A 13,502-nucleotide genomic window follows, 5' to 3' on the forward strand; every position below is an offset into this window, starting at 1 on the left:
TACTTAAAAATGTTTCCAAGGAGTGAAGAGTATGTTTCTTTATTATCAAAATGAATGCTTAGGTGAAATAGATGGAGCAACAATAGAGGGGCCTTGGACTTACGGAAAAATCAAACCTAATGAGAATATGGAAAAATTCAAAGAATTTTTTAGAGCAGTGGTGGATGGAGATGATCCTTCTGCAATTGAGAAGTTTGACGATGCTCTACTAGATGATGATAATTGGTTTATCATCGACAATGAGAAAAAAAGAGTAGGAATTCTTTTCCAGGAATCTACGAAGAAGATAACCAAATAAATTGGAGATGGAGATAAAAACAAACAGGCCCCCTCATAAAGAGGAAGGCCCTTTTTATTTCAATTTCGCTTCAATTTTCGCTTTAGTCTTAGGTCCGTAAATATTGTCTTGCCTAAGCCCCAGTATAGAATAGAAAACTGCACTCATTTTGTTTTAAAATAAAGTATGGAACGCATATAGTAGTTATTGCTGGCTGTATGTGCAACTAATGTCTTTTTACTTTGGAGAAGCATTACGTTTAATACTCTAACAAAAATTCTTTTCTGACGTAATTAGGTTTTATGAGTGATGCTTCATTGTATCTTGAATAGTTCGCTCAAAGTTCAAATGAAAATTCTTAAATTAAGTCCTTTGTTGTATATATTAATTTTAAGAAAAGGAGGGGTTTGTGATTTTTTATTATGAAGTAATTTGTATAAGTTGCAGGAAAAAATTTAGAGTATATGAAGGCACATTGAAATATAAGCAATTTAAAGAAAATATGAAAGGAAAATATACTTGTGAAGAATGTGGTCATAACATACGTTTAGAGGCTATAAAAAACTTTTTTAAATAACTTTTTTTAAAGAATTTCTGATCATTCACAGTATGTTAACTATAAAACTGGAAAGCCTGATTTAATAGGTTTTTTTGCATAAAAAAACCCCGGTTTATACATCGAGGGTAGATTTTTATGATTAAACGTCCTTTTTATTCTCTGGCGTCATATCAATTCTCTTTTTCTTTTTCGTTTTCTTCTCGATTAGATTGAAGTATGGCCGTTTAGCGTCTCTTACTCTCAGCTGCAGAATATCAGATATGCGGAGCCCTGAATTGATACTGGTCACGAATAACATGTAATTCTTCATGTTTTGCTTTTTTAAAAACCTCTTGATGTAGAAGATACATTCCGGATCACATATTGGTTGAACAAAATTCATTAAGAAGCCGTAGACTTCTTCTCTCAGAGCAATCGCCAGCCGATAGAGAGCTTTTGCTTTTACACGATAATAGCTGCGCTGACTAAGCCCATTTCTGCATACACTTCATAATCGTACATTTCTTCCGGCTTCATATAGAGCATGACAATGATCTGCCGATCTCTTTGAAAAAGCCGGTTAACAGCCCTTTGAATCCTTTTTAAGAATTTGTCACGCTGAATCTCCCAATCAAGACGCTTTAATGCTGCATCTTCTGTAGAAGAATGAAACTCATTTGTAATGCTGGGCGGAACAATACTGTAAGTAGGTGTAACCTTTGGTAAAAAATCATCTGGCACCTGCAAGAGATATAACCGGTATTGATCAAGCAGCTTCTCTGCTTTTGATTTAGTCGCTTCTTCGTCAATCTGAGGAATGTTTAATGTTAATTGATCATATTTTTACCCTCCCGTTTATTTACGTTTTAAAACCCCACCTTTGCCTCTTTTCAATCTTGACCCTACCATTTGCCGACAAAACCGTTCAGAACGCTCCTGCGCGTTTTTATTGGACTTTTTCTTCCTCTTCTTCATGCCGTCCCTCCGTTCAAATAAAAACTGACACCAACCAAAGCACAGATTTCTCTGTACAGTGATCAGTGTCCGCAGGCGTCTCCATCTTGGACCTGTGCTATTAGGATGTCTTCATGGTTTTCTATCCTTCTTTAAGAGATAATTATAAAAAAGAGTTTCAAGTAATTTATGATTTTTTTTATAGTCTAAAATACTCTGCAAATGATGTATTAATTTAAACATAAAAGCTCCCATTACTATTGTTTGTATCCCTAATGAGATCCATGTAACCATGGCAACATCAAAATCTTCTTGTTTTAGATTCGGTTCTCTAACGGCAGTGTTAATAAGAAGCGCAAAAAAACTGGTAATTATCGAAACAAAAATAGTTGGAATGATATTCTTTAGAAATGTTATTGTAGAGCCTGCTAGTCTATCTTCATTTTGTGATTTTAGATAAGGTAAAAGATATTTTTCTATTTGATTTACAGTAAAATTACGAGACCTCAAGCGTTTTTCAAAAGCTTCATAAACAACCTTTTTTTTCAAAAGATGAAACTCCCGAAACCCGGCTAATCTTGCAAATTTAGTTGAAGCCTGATTTACACTTAAACCGGTAAGAAAACAAAAAGTAAAGAAAGAAGCTAATAAAAGTACTGTATAAGGTAATTTATTTTCATATAAGTATTTATCTAAGAAAAACCAACATAATATATACAACACTAAACAAGAAATTAATTTACAAAAAAGGAGCAAATAAATCTTGTTCTTTTCTTGAGCCCTCTCTTTTTTTATAAAAGGTGAATCTAAAAACATGCTCTTAAACTTCTTAACTTTTTTTACTTCCATGTAAAGTTCGAATAATTCATTCTCTATATCCATCACTGCATGACACCTCCTTATCGTAATTACGAAAAAAAGAATAGAAGGTTTCACTTTATTGCTAGTTATAACTCAGACTACTGTTTAATGAGTGTAAAAGATAACTAATATAAGAGTTTTGGTACTATCTCCCAACCACTACGGCAGTACTTCCAATGCGGAAATACCCCCTGCAACTGCGATTGCTACCAGCCAGATATGTGTTTTATCCCGTTTTGCGATAATGGTATCACCGATCATTTTCAGATCGTCTGACTTTGCCACGAGCACCGGTATGTAATCGGGATGTACTTTCAAATATTCCGCCGCCTGCTCAACTGTCATCGCTTCGTCTTTCGTGGCTTTGACTGCCCGCTGAAGCTCAACTTGTAAAGGAATCATCATTTTGCACCGCCTAACACTTTTGGATTTTGATATACGTCACCTATCACTTCTAACTGTATTCCGCTATTTAACGGGATACAGTTGATATTGCTTGAATTTAGTGTTAAAGCATAGTAACCATTGAAGTAACAGACCGTGTATGTTCTACCAAGAAAAACGGCCAAATCATGTTCGTAAATCTCTCTGCCGTTTTTATCCTTCAGCCCAGTGTATAAATCCCTATTAATAAGTTCAATTAATAAAGTGATAAACGCGGTTCTAGAAAAAACAGATTTGCACCATATTACTCCGCATGATCTAAGGCATACTCATGCAATCATGCTGTTAGAAACTGATGCTGATCTCAAATATGTTAGTGAACGACTTGGCCGATACTACAGTCAATATTGACTGCAGATGTTTATATTCATATCACCAAAAAACACAATAAAAAAAGCATTGATCAATTCGAAGAATATCTCAATGCTTGAAAAATGTATGGACAAAATATTGGGCAAAGGGTATTACCCTTTGCCCAACCCCGCTACATCACGCGTTTGAACATCTTTTCCATTTCATATGTCGAATGGTGTATGATGATCGGCCGGCCGTGCGGGCATGTAAATGGGTCTGATGTGCTTCGGAGGTCGTCCAGAAGCGCTTTGATTTCGTCATTTCTGAGGTGGCGGTTCGCTTTGATGGAGCCCTTGCAGCTCATCATAATCGCCGCTTCCTCGCGCAGTTTTTTAATATCAATATGTTTGGAGTCGAGCACCTGCTGAATGATTTCTTCTATCAGCTCAGCTTCTTCCCCCTTTGGAAACCAGGCCGGGTGGCAGCGGACGATGTAGCTGTTTGAGCCGAATGACTCTAAAAAAACACCGACGCTTTCGAGTTCTTGTTTGTGCTGTTCAATAATCAATGCCTCGTTCGTGGAGTAGTGGAACGTCAACGGCACGATCATATCCTGCACCTCAGATTCAACCTCTCCCACCTTTTCACGGAAGTATTCGTACTTAATACGCTCTTGGGCGGCGTGCTGGTCGATAATATACAGGCCGTTTTCGTTTTGTGCCAATATATAAGTCCCATGCATTTGGCCGATTGGGTACATAATCGGCACCCGCTCAGACGTTGGCTCTGGCTGTTCTTCTTGGTGGTATTCTTGCTCAAATGCTTCAGGCTGTTCTTCTGAAACATCAGGCACCTCAATGCTTTGTTCCTCATCAACGATAGGAGGAGCATTAAATTGGAGAGGAGGCAATTCTTCCTCCGCATCAACCGGCTCTTTCACGACTGAGCTGAGCTTCATTGGGGAATAAGATGGCGCAGGCGCTTTTTCCGGAACTTTTCTTTCCGCAGGCTTTTCATCAAAGGTTATAAACTGTTGCTCATTTTTGATGACAGGTACTGATTTTTTCGGAAGCTGGGCACTCGGAATCAGCTGCTGCTGTTTAAATACATCTTTAATTCCGTCACGAATTAAGTCATGTAGCTCTGTTTCCTTGCTGAGACGGACCTCAAGCTTCGATGGGTGCACGTTGACATCGACTAAAATCGGGTCCATTGTAATTTCTATAAAGGTAATCGGATGACGCCCAATGGGCAGAAGCGTATGGTATCCTTCATGGACCGCTTTGACGAGCGGGAAATTTTTAATGTAACGGCCATTGATCACAGACGACATATAATTTCTCGACGCCCGTGTAATCTCTGGGAGAGCGATATATCCCTTTACTTCAAAATCCAAAGAGCTCACATGCAGCGGAAGCATTTTTTTGGCGACAGCCGTTCCGTAAATCGCTGCCAGGACATGACGCACATCTCCGTTTCCGTTCGTTTGAAGCAGGTTTTTCCCATGATGGCGCAGGCGAATTGATACCTCCGGATGCGCCAGTGCAATACGGTTGACTACATCAGTAATATTTCCAAGCTCTGTATGAACGGTTTTCATATATTTCAAGCGGGCCGGTGTGTTAAAAAACAGGTTAGAAACGACGATTTCAGTTCCCTTTCTGCTTGAGGAACGTGATTCAGAAATGACGTTTCCTCCTTGGAGGACGAGCTTCGTCCCTGCGCCCTCACCGGTGCTTGTCGTAATCTCCAGATGGGAGACTGACGCGATACTCGGCAGTGCTTCTCCCCTAAACCCAAGCGTTCTCACCCTGAATAAATCATTTTCATCTTTAATTTTACTCGTTGCGTGGCGGCGGAAAGCACGCTTGCAATCTTCATTTTCCATTCCTTCGCCGTTATCCAACACTCGAATGGATGCAAGACCTGCTTCCTCAATATCGATTTCAATGACTGTGCTGTCAGCGTCGATCGCATTTTCCACCAATTCTTTGACGACTGAGGCGGGCCGTTCCACAACCTCGCCCGCCGCTATTTTATTTGAAAGCTCATCTGACAGCTGGATGACTTTTGCCACATTCATCACCCCGTTTTAATGTAATTTCTTTTGCAGCTTGTACATCTCATTCATCGCTTCAAGCGGTGTCATATCTAATATATTAAGTGATTTGAAGGCATCAAGCACTTGCTTTTCTTTTTTTGAAAGCTTCGGCGCTTCAGCAGGCTTTTCCGCTTCATCAAAAAAGGACAGCTGTGCCGGCTCTTCTTTCACCTCGGGCTTTTGCTTCTGCACTGGCACTTCCGGTTTGTTCCCTGAATGCTCAAGCTCTTTTAAAATATCTTGAGCGCGCGAAATGAGATCTTCCGGCAGCTCGGCAAGCTGGGCTACATGGATACCGTAGCTTTTGTCGGCTGCCCCTTCTTTTATTTGATGAAGAAAGACAACCGTTCCATTATATTCCTCTGCACGCACATGAACGTTTTTCAGCTGATGCAGCTTGTCCTCAAGAACGGTCAGCTCGTGATAGTGTGTGCTGAACAGCGTTTTGGCGCCGATATGATCGTGAACATATTCGATAATCGCTTGTGCCAGCGCCATACCGTCATAAGTGGACGTTCCCCGGCCGATTTCGTCAAACAGAATAAGGCTGTTTTTCGTCGCATTGACAATCGCATTTTTGGCTTCAAGCATTTCCACCATAAATGTACTTTGTCCGGAAATCAAATCATCTGCAGCGCCGATTCGCGTGAATATTTGATCAAAAATCGGAAGCACCGCTTTCTTCGCGGGTACAAAGCAGCCGATTTGCGCCATGATGGAAATGAGCGCGATTTGTCTCATATACGTACTTTTCCCTGACATGTTTGGACCGGTAATGAGAAGCATTTGTCTGTTATCGCCCATTATACAATTGTTCGGGACATATTCCTGGCTGTCCATGACTTTTTCAACAACCGGGTGTCTGCCTTCAATCACTTCGACTTCATCTTCAGAGAACTCCGGTTTCGTATAGTGACGATTTTCACTGATTGTCGCAAAGCACTGAAGTGCATCAAGCTCGCTCATCTGTTTGGCAAGCTGCTGCAGACGCGGAATATACCGCTTCACTTTCTCACGCAGTTCGGTGAACAGCTCGTATTCCAGTTCGCAGATGTTATTTTCCGCTTCTAAAATGAGCGCTTCTTTTTCTTTTAATTCAGGTGTGATGTAGCGCTCTGCATTCGTTAACGTCTGCTTCCTCTCATAGCGCCCTTCCTCAAGCAAGTGCAAATTCGCTTTTGTCACTTCAATATAATAACCGAAAACTTTATTGAAGCCGACCTTTAAAGAGCGAATGCCTGTGTATTCACGCTCCTGCTGTTCCAGGCGGGCAATCCAGTCCTTTCCGTTTCTGCTTGCATCACGGTATTCATCGAGCTTTTGATTGTATCCGTCTTTAATCAGGTTCCCTTCTTTTAACGATAAAGGAGGGTTAGCGTACAGCGCTTCTTCCAGCAATTCAAGCACATCCCCGCAAGGATCAATCCGTTCCGCACGTTCCTTAGCTTTGTCATGAGCCAGTGAAGCAACCAGCTGTTTGATACCAGGCACTTGCTTTAACGATTCCTTCAGCTGAATTAAATCCCGTGCATTGACATTTCCGAATGCAACACGGCCTGCAAGGCGTTCTAAGTCATATACTTCTTTTAAACGTTCACGCAGATCTTCCCGTTCAAAGAAATGGGATATCAATGTTTCCACCATTTCTTGGCGCTCTTCGATTTGATTGACTCTGATGAGCGGCCGGTCAATCCACTGTTTAAGCAGCCTGCCTCCCATGGCAGTTTTTGTTTCATCCAGCAGCCACAAAAGAGAGCCTTTTTTATTTTTCGAACGGATCGTTTCAGTGAGCTCCAAATTTCGCTTTGAGTACAAGTCAATTTTCATCGCTTCCTCAAGCTCATACACCTGTACGGGCTGAAGATGATCTAGGCTGCGCTTTTGGGTTCTTTTCAGATACGTATATAAGCGTAAAAACGTTTTTATTACATCTCCATCATTTAAGTGCTCAATGATCGTTACGTGTTCGTCTGTTTCTCCGTCTTCAATTGAGATCGTTGCACCGCACCGCTCTTTCAGCTGTACGACCTTATCAGGATCCATGCTTCCTGAAACGACGATTTCCCGTGCACCGACTGAATAAATTTCTGATATGACGTCTTCAAGCCGTTCAATCAAGACAGCCAAATTTTCTCCCGTTGTTAAATCAGACAGCGCCAGTCCGTATCCGTTCGAGCAGACGGAAACAGATGCGATAAAGTTGTTTTCTGATTCATGGATGCCTTTACCGTCCATTACTGTTCCGGGCGTAATAAGCTGAACCACTTCCCGTTTCACGACGCCCTTTGCGGCTTTCGGATCTTCCGTCTGTTCACAGATCGCCACTTTGTACCCTTTTTTAATAAGCTGCTCAATATACGCAGAAGCAGAATGATACGGCACACCGCACATCGGTATTTTTTCAGCCGCACCGCCGTCTCTGCTCGTTAATGTTATTTCCAGCTCTTGTGACGCTTTTTTGGCGTCCTCAAAAAACATTTCGTAAAAATCACCAAGGCGAAAAAATAAAAAGGCATCCTGGTGCTCTGCCTTTATTTTTAAATATTGCTGTATCATAGGCGTATAACCGGCCATTGTTTAATCCCTCACTATGTATCAACGTTTCTTTTTTCCAGCCTTCATTATAACATAAACAAAAAGTGATAAAAGAATGATATATCAATATAAAAAAGAGACTTGGGGGTACTGCCTCCCCTAGTCCCTTTTTTATTCTTCAGGATCTCCCACTAAAAATTCAGGATTGATGTCTTCCAGCTCTTCATCAAGCTCATCTTCCCAATCTTCTTCGTCCTCTTCTTCCCAGTCAGGATTAACCTCAACAACAACTTTTGTTTCTCCCACCACTTCCGCCAAAAATTCCCTTTCTGCCTGCACAACAATTTTATTTCCATTCGGTGAAATGGTCACTTCAAGACAGTTAGGCTGCTGAAGGACTTTCGCAATCACTTCATGCTCATCATCTAAGTAATTGTTGTCTCTGTATCTGAGTTTAATGACATCTACGTATTTCACCCGTTCTGTGACAACCTCTGTTTTTGTGTTGTCCGCGTAAGAGTACCATACGTTTATATCATAATACCCTTCAATTTCTACTGTTTTCCCGATTTTTTCAGCGTCATACTTGTGGTTAATGATCCAACCACCCAAAATGCTGCTCGGTTTTTTCTCAGGGGAGATGGTATTGGTGCATTGGGTGAATTTTCTGCCTTTCGCTACTACCGCCTTCGTAATAATTTCCCTGTATTCAGACATTCCGGCATGCCTCCTTGTTCTTCTTCGTGTTATCTTATGCTGGGCATTTGTCTAGTGTGCATTTTTATAATTAAAATATAAAAATACAAAGTTTCTGTTCCATTGTATGCAGGCGCGCCTAGAAACTTTACTTATAAGTGCGATAAAGTTTCTTCGCGGGTGAGAACCCCAAAAAATACTTTGAACATTTGGCACATAGATTTTTTAGTTCATTTTTACCCGCATAAGTCTAAAAAAACACGGGCCTGTAAAGGCACCGTGTTTAGAAAGAACAGCTGTTATTTGAATGCTTCACCTTTGAACCGGTTTCCCCTTTCAGAAGGTTTCCGCCGGTTGACGTGATGATTTCATTTGTGACTTGGTTGGAAATGGTGTGTGCAACGAGCTGCAGAAGGTCATTTACCTCCATCTGCGAGTCTCTGAATTCCTGGATGACAGGAATCTCTTCAAGCTCTTCTTGCAGCGCGTCAATTTTTGCTTCTACTTGTTTGAGCGCTTCATGCTTTTCGTAATGCTTCAGATTGACAGCTTGCTTTTGCAGGGCTTTAATCTGATTAATGATTGCAGACACTTTGTCATTCTCATTGATTTGCGCTTCAGCCCGTTTGAAAAAATCAACCTCTTCTGTTTCAGAGATCATTTTTGCAAGGTTTCGTGCCTGCTGCACAATGTCTTTTTTTGAGTAGAGCGTCATCTTATTTCACCTCGATTGCTTCTCCTACCATTTCTCCGTCAAGCGACCATGTTTTCGCTTGCTGGATTTTCACGCGGACGATTTTGCCGATTGCTTCCTTCGGCCCTTTGAAATTGACAAGCTTGCTTTTTTCAGTGTAGCCGGCAAGAATATCAGGGTTATTTTTGCTTTCACCCTCAACTAATACTTCGACAACCTGGCCTTCGTATTCCTTCATTTTTTTAGCAGAAATTTCATTCACTAGTGCGTTCAGACGCTGCAGACGTTCTTTTTTCACGCGCATCGGTACATTATCTTTCATTTTGGCAGCCGGAGTGCCCTCACGCGGAGAATAAATGAACGTATAGGCGCTGTCAAACTCCACTTCACGGTAAAGAGAAAGCGTTTCTTCAAACTGTTCGTCCGTTTCGTTCGGGAATCCGACGATAATGTCCGTTGTCAAAGATGCATTCGGCATTGCTTCCTTAATTTTTCGAACGAGCTCCATATAACGCTCTCTGTCATATTTGCGGGCCATCAGTTTCAGAACCTCTGAGCTTCCTGATTGAACCGGAAGATGAATGTGATCAAGCAGGTTGCCGCCTTTTGCCAGCACTTCAATAAGGCGGTCGTCAAAGTCACGCGGATGACTCGTTGTAAAACGGATTCTTGGGATATCGATTTTTCTCAGTTCATCCATCAAATCACCGAGACCGTACGTCATATCTTCAAAGTCTTTTCCGTACGCGTTTACGTTTTGGCCTAATAGTGTAATTTCTTTGTAGCCTTCGCTTGCAAGCCTTCTCACTTCCTGAATGATCTCTTCAGGGCGGCGGCTTCTTTCTTTTCCGCGTGTGTAAGGCACAATGCAATACGTACAGAATTTGTCACAGCCGTACATGATATTGACCCAGCCCTTAATTTTTCCGTTCCGGACTTTCGGAAGGTTTTCAATAACGTCCCCTTCCTTGGACCAAACTTCTATGACCATTTCTTTTGAAAGGTATGCTTCTGACAAAAGCTCTGGCAGGCGATGGATGTTATGCGTTCCGAAAATCATATCGACAAACGGATGTTTTTTCAAAATCCGGTTCACGACTGATTCCTCTTGGGACATACAGCCGCACACGCCTAAAATCAGATCGGGATTGTTTTTTTTCAGCGCTTTTAAATGCCCCAGCTCACCAAACACCTTGTTCTCGGCATTTTCGCGGATTGCGCATGTATTTAACAAAATAACATTGGCATCGTCAACAGAGTTTGTCGCTTCGTAACCGAGCGCCATAAAAATCCCTGCCATAACCTCTGTATCGTGTTCATTCATTTGGCAGCCGTACGTACGGATATAGAACTTCCTTCCGTCTCCCAGCCCTTTAAATTGTTCAGAAATTTTAAAGTCATTATGATAAGTAACGGCTTCCTTGCCTCGTTTTTTCGCATCTTTTAAGGAAGGCGGAATGTAAACAGCTTCAAAGTACTTGCTGTAATCCTTCTCGGATTTTTTGTCCGATGGATTAACTTGTCCGCTCTCTAATTTTTGTTTTTCATTCATGTCATGATTTCTCCTTTCAAACCAAACTTCCACCCTCCAGTATAAAGGTTATTGAAGCTCTGCACAACTGGCAACCTATCATTGTACACTCATTGAGAATAATAATCAATAAGGAATAAAAAGAGGAAGAGTATTCTCTTCCTCTTACAATAGCTGGAGTTCTTCAGCCGTCTTTTTGATGACGTCAAGCGCCTCATTCAGTTCTTCTTTGGTATGCTCAGCGGTGATAATCGTGCGAATTCTGGCTTTCCCCTTTGCAACAGTCGGAAATACAATGCTTTGGGCAAAAACGCCGCGCGAAAGGAGCTGATCAGAAAATTGCTTTGCCACACCTTCATCACCTATTAAAATCGGAAGAATCGGCGTTTCACTCTGTGTGAGAGTCAAACCCATTTTCATAAGCATTGATTTAAAATAGGCCGTATTTTCCCATAAGCGCTCCATATGCTCCGGCTCCTCCAGCAATACATCAATCGCTTCCATACAAGCTGCGGTGACAGCCGGCGGATGGGACGTGCTGAATAAAAACGGACGGCCTTTATGGCGCAAATAATCGATCAGCACCTTTGAACCGGCAGCGTAGCCACCGAGCACTCCGATTGCCTTGCTTAGCGTTCCAACCTGAATATGGACTCTGCCGTCAAGACCGAAGTGGTTCACCGTTCCCCTCCCGTTTTCGCCAAGCACTCCGGATGCATGGGCGTCATCCACCATCACAAATGCGTCATATTTCTCAGCGAGCGCTACAATATCAGGCAAAGGGGCTATGTTGCCATCCATGGAAAATACGCCGTCTGTCACAATCAGACGTATCCGATAATTCATTGACTTTCTCAGCACCCTCTCTAAATCACTCATATCAACATGCTGATACACCTTTTTATCCGCCTTTGTCAGCCTGATTCCGTCGATGATAGAGGCATGGTTTAATTCATCTGAGATGACAATATCTTCTTTTGAAAGAATACTTGAAAGTACGCCTTGGTTGGTTGTAAAGCCTGATTGGAATACAAGTGCCGCCTCCGTTTTTTTAAAGGCTGCCAGCTTTTGCTCAAGCTCTTGATGCATTGTAAGTGTACCGGCAATCGTTCTCACTGATCCGGTGCCGGCTCCAAATTGCTGAACAGCCTCCTGCGCGGCTTTGATGAGTCTTGGGTGTGAAGTAAATCCGAGGTAGTTATTAGAAGAAAGCTGAATGACGTTTTTGTGATTTACTGTGACAGAAGGTCCCTGCATTGATTCAAGCTGTTTTATCTCTTGCCATGTATGGTTTTCTTTCATTCTATCAAGCTCTGCTTTTAAAAACTCAAATTCCTTCGTCATGTTTATCCCCCTATTATGGAATTAAAATCACTTTTCCGCACTGGCCGCTTCTCATCAGTTCGAATCCTTTCTCAAACTCCTCTAACGGAAACTGATGGGTAATAACAGGTGAAAGATCGAGCACGTTTGATCTGAGCAATTGAGACACCTGCCGCCATGTCGAAAACATTTTTCTTCCTGTGATTCCTTGGATCGTAAGTCCTTTAAATACCACTTTATTCGTCAAATCAATTGTCACTGGATGTTCCGGCAAGCTGAGAATATGAAATCTTCCGCCATTCGCAGCCATCGCAAGACCTTGGGCAATCGCTGAGGGATGGCCCGACATTTCACAAACGAGATCCGCTCCTTCCCCATCCGTTAAAGCGCTTACAATTTTGAGCGGATCTTCTTTTTCAATAGAAACAGTACGTGCAGCTCCCATTTGTTTGGCGAGCGCCAGCCTGTATTCATTTTTATCAATCGCAATCACCTGAGAAGCACCTGCTGTTTTTGCAACCGCAACAGCCATAAGACCAATCGGTCCGCATCCAATGACTGCAGTCGTCCCTCCTGCCGGCTGGCTCTCGAGTACTGTATGAACCGCATTTCCTAAAGGCTCTTGAATGGAAGCAACCGCTGGGTCCATATCGGCGGGATTCTTCCAAACGTTATCAGCGGGGACTTTTACATACTCCGCAAAACAGCCTGCTGTGTCCACCCCGATAATAGCAGTATTGGTACAAACATGAGATTTTCCGGTTACGCAAGGGACACATTCACCGCAGACAATATGCGTTTCAGCAGACACATACTCCCCCACTTTTACACTGCCGACATTCTCTCCTACAGCTTCAACAATGCCGCTGAACTCATGGCCGAAAACATAAGGTGTTTTGATTCTCTGACGTGCCCATTGATCCCAATTATAAATATGCACATCCGTGCCGCATATGGAAGCAGCTTTTACTTTTATGAGGACTTCATGTTTATCAATCTCAGGAATGGGAACTTCAGTCAGCACAGCACCAAACGCCCCGTCCTTTTTCATTAGAGCTTTCATCTTTCCACTCTGCATGTACAATCCTCCTTGAAAAATTCTTGTTACATTCGGATTGTACCATGATATGGAATAAGCGTAAATAGCACTGTCTTTCTGAGAAAGACAAAAGTATCCGTCTTGAAAAATGGACGAAATTTTTTTCTGAAACGTTCTAGTTCATTTCTGACTTTTGTATTCCCGTCATTTATATG

General features: G+C 42.0%; 12 protein-coding genes and 1 pseudogene. 2 read left to right on the top strand and 11 right to left on the bottom strand.

Going from position 1 to position 13,502, the window contains the following annotated elements; translation table 11 throughout:
* Positions 1-31 precede the first annotated feature (31 nt).
* Positions 32-298 carry a hypothetical protein gene (locus tag CVV77_RS03745; RefSeq protein WP_100274683.1) on the top strand — a complete coding sequence of 89 codons (267 nt, stop codon included), beginning with the start codon at positions 32-34 and terminating at the stop codon, positions 296-298.
* A 929-nt stretch (positions 299-1,227) separates the two neighbouring features.
* Here CVV77_RS03745 and CVV77_RS03760 read toward each other — a convergent pair.
* The 4 genes and pseudogenes from CVV77_RS03760 to CVV77_RS22625 all read right to left on the bottom strand — a co-directional run.
* Positions 1,228-1,634, bottom strand: a pseudogene (locus tag CVV77_RS03760) (ArpU family phage packaging/lysis transcriptional regulator); the annotation flags it as partial.
* 267 nt (positions 1,635-1,901) lie between these two features.
* Positions 1,902-2,654, bottom strand: coding sequence for a hypothetical protein (locus tag CVV77_RS03765; RefSeq protein ID WP_100274684.1), 753 nt, complete (start codon positions 2,652-2,654; stop codon positions 1,902-1,904).
* A 135-nt stretch (positions 2,655-2,789) separates the two neighbouring features.
* The gene (locus CVV77_RS03770; protein WP_100275137.1) at positions 2,790-3,032 is read right to left on the bottom strand and encodes a hypothetical protein; all 243 of its coding nucleotides are present in this window, start codon (positions 3,030-3,032) and stop codon (positions 2,790-2,792) included.
* Positions 3,032-3,319, bottom strand: a complete 288-nt coding sequence (locus tag CVV77_RS22625) for a YopX family protein (RefSeq protein WP_100274685.1) — start codon at positions 3,317-3,319, stop codon at positions 3,032-3,034. Before CVV77_RS22625 ends, CVV77_RS03770 begins: the two co-directional genes overlap by 1 nt.
* On the opposite strand from CVV77_RS22625, the gene CVV77_RS22315 reads away from it, so the two are divergent.
* Positions 3,279-3,425 (top strand): tyrosine-type recombinase/integrase, encoded by a 147-nt coding sequence (locus tag CVV77_RS22315; RefSeq protein ID WP_157999148.1) that lies wholly within the window; start codon positions 3,279-3,281, stop codon positions 3,423-3,425. The two genes, CVV77_RS22625 and CVV77_RS22315, sit on opposite strands and share 41 nt — an antisense overlap.
* Before the next feature lie 133 nt (positions 3,426-3,558).
* On the opposite strand, the gene mutL is transcribed toward CVV77_RS22315, so the two are convergent.
* The 7 genes from mutL to tdh all read right to left on the bottom strand — a co-directional run bounded on the left by mutL (position 3,559) and on the right by tdh (position 13,326).
* Entirely contained in the window at positions 3,559-5,445 is a 1,887-nt protein-coding gene (mutL, locus tag CVV77_RS03785) for a DNA mismatch repair endonuclease MutL (protein WP_100274686.1), read from the bottom strand.
* Between the two features lie 15 nt (positions 5,446-5,460).
* On the bottom strand, positions 5,461-8,043 hold the full coding sequence (gene mutS, locus CVV77_RS03790; protein ID WP_100274687.1) for a DNA mismatch repair protein MutS: 2,583 nt from the start codon (positions 8,041-8,043) through the stop codon (positions 5,461-5,463).
* 132 nt (positions 8,044-8,175) lie between these two features.
* On the bottom strand, positions 8,176-8,721 hold the full coding sequence (cotE, locus tag CVV77_RS03795; protein WP_003221022.1) for an outer spore coat protein CotE: 546 nt from the start codon (positions 8,719-8,721) through the stop codon (positions 8,176-8,178).
* Between the two features lie 262 nt (positions 8,722-8,983).
* Positions 8,984-9,415 carry a regulatory iron-sulfur-containing complex subunit RicA gene (ricA, locus tag CVV77_RS03800; RefSeq protein WP_003238428.1) on the bottom strand — a complete coding sequence of 144 codons (432 nt, stop codon included), beginning with the start codon at positions 9,413-9,415 and terminating at the stop codon, positions 8,984-8,986.
* Between the two features lies 1 nt (position 9,416).
* Entirely contained in the window at positions 9,417-10,946 is a 1,530-nt protein-coding gene (gene miaB / locus CVV77_RS03805; protein ID WP_003238430.1) for a tRNA (N6-isopentenyl adenosine(37)-C2)-methylthiotransferase MiaB, read from the bottom strand.
* A gap of 144 nt (positions 10,947-11,090) precedes the next feature.
* On the bottom strand, positions 11,091-12,269 hold the full coding sequence (locus CVV77_RS03810; RefSeq protein ID WP_100274688.1) for a glycine C-acetyltransferase: 1,179 nt from the start codon (positions 12,267-12,269) through the stop codon (positions 11,091-11,093).
* A 13-nt stretch (positions 12,270-12,282) separates the two neighbouring features.
* Complete coding sequence (gene tdh, locus CVV77_RS03815; RefSeq protein WP_100274689.1) at positions 12,283-13,326, bottom strand: L-threonine 3-dehydrogenase; 1,044 nt, start codon at positions 13,324-13,326, stop codon at positions 12,283-12,285.
* Positions 13,327-13,502: the final 176 nt, after the last annotated feature.

This window comes from Bacillus sp. SN1, assembly GCF_002796895.1.
Classification (GTDB): Bacteria; Bacillota; Bacilli; order Bacillales; family Bacillaceae; genus Bacillus; species Bacillus inaquosorum.

Coding starts and splice junctions, on each gene's coding strand:
- CVV77_RS03745 (WP_100274683.1), top strand. CDS start 32: ATGTTTCTTTATTATCAAAATGAATGCTTAGGTGAAATAGATGGAGCA.
- CVV77_RS03770 (WP_100275137.1), bottom strand. CDS start 3,032: ATGATTCCTTTACAAGTTGAGCTTCAGCGGGCAGTCAAAGCCACGAAA.
- mutS (WP_100274687.1), bottom strand. CDS start 8,043: ATGGCCGGTTATACGCCTATGATACAGCAATATTTAAAAATAAAGGCA.
- cotE (WP_003221022.1), bottom strand. CDS start 8,721: ATGTCTGAATACAGGGAAATTATTACGAAGGCGGTAGTAGCGAAAGGC.
- ricA (WP_003238428.1), bottom strand. CDS start 9,415: ATGACGCTCTACTCAAAAAAAGACATTGTGCAGCAGGCACGAAACCTT.
- miaB (WP_003238430.1), bottom strand. CDS start 10,946: ATGAATGAAAAACAAAAATTAGAGAGCGGACAAGTTAATCCATCGGAC.
- CVV77_RS03810 (WP_100274688.1), bottom strand. CDS start 12,269: ATGACGAAGGAATTTGAGTTTTTAAAAGCAGAGCTTGATAGAATGAAA.
- tdh (WP_100274689.1), bottom strand. CDS start 13,326: ATGCAGAGTGGAAAGATGAAAGCTCTAATGAAAAAGGACGGGGCGTTT.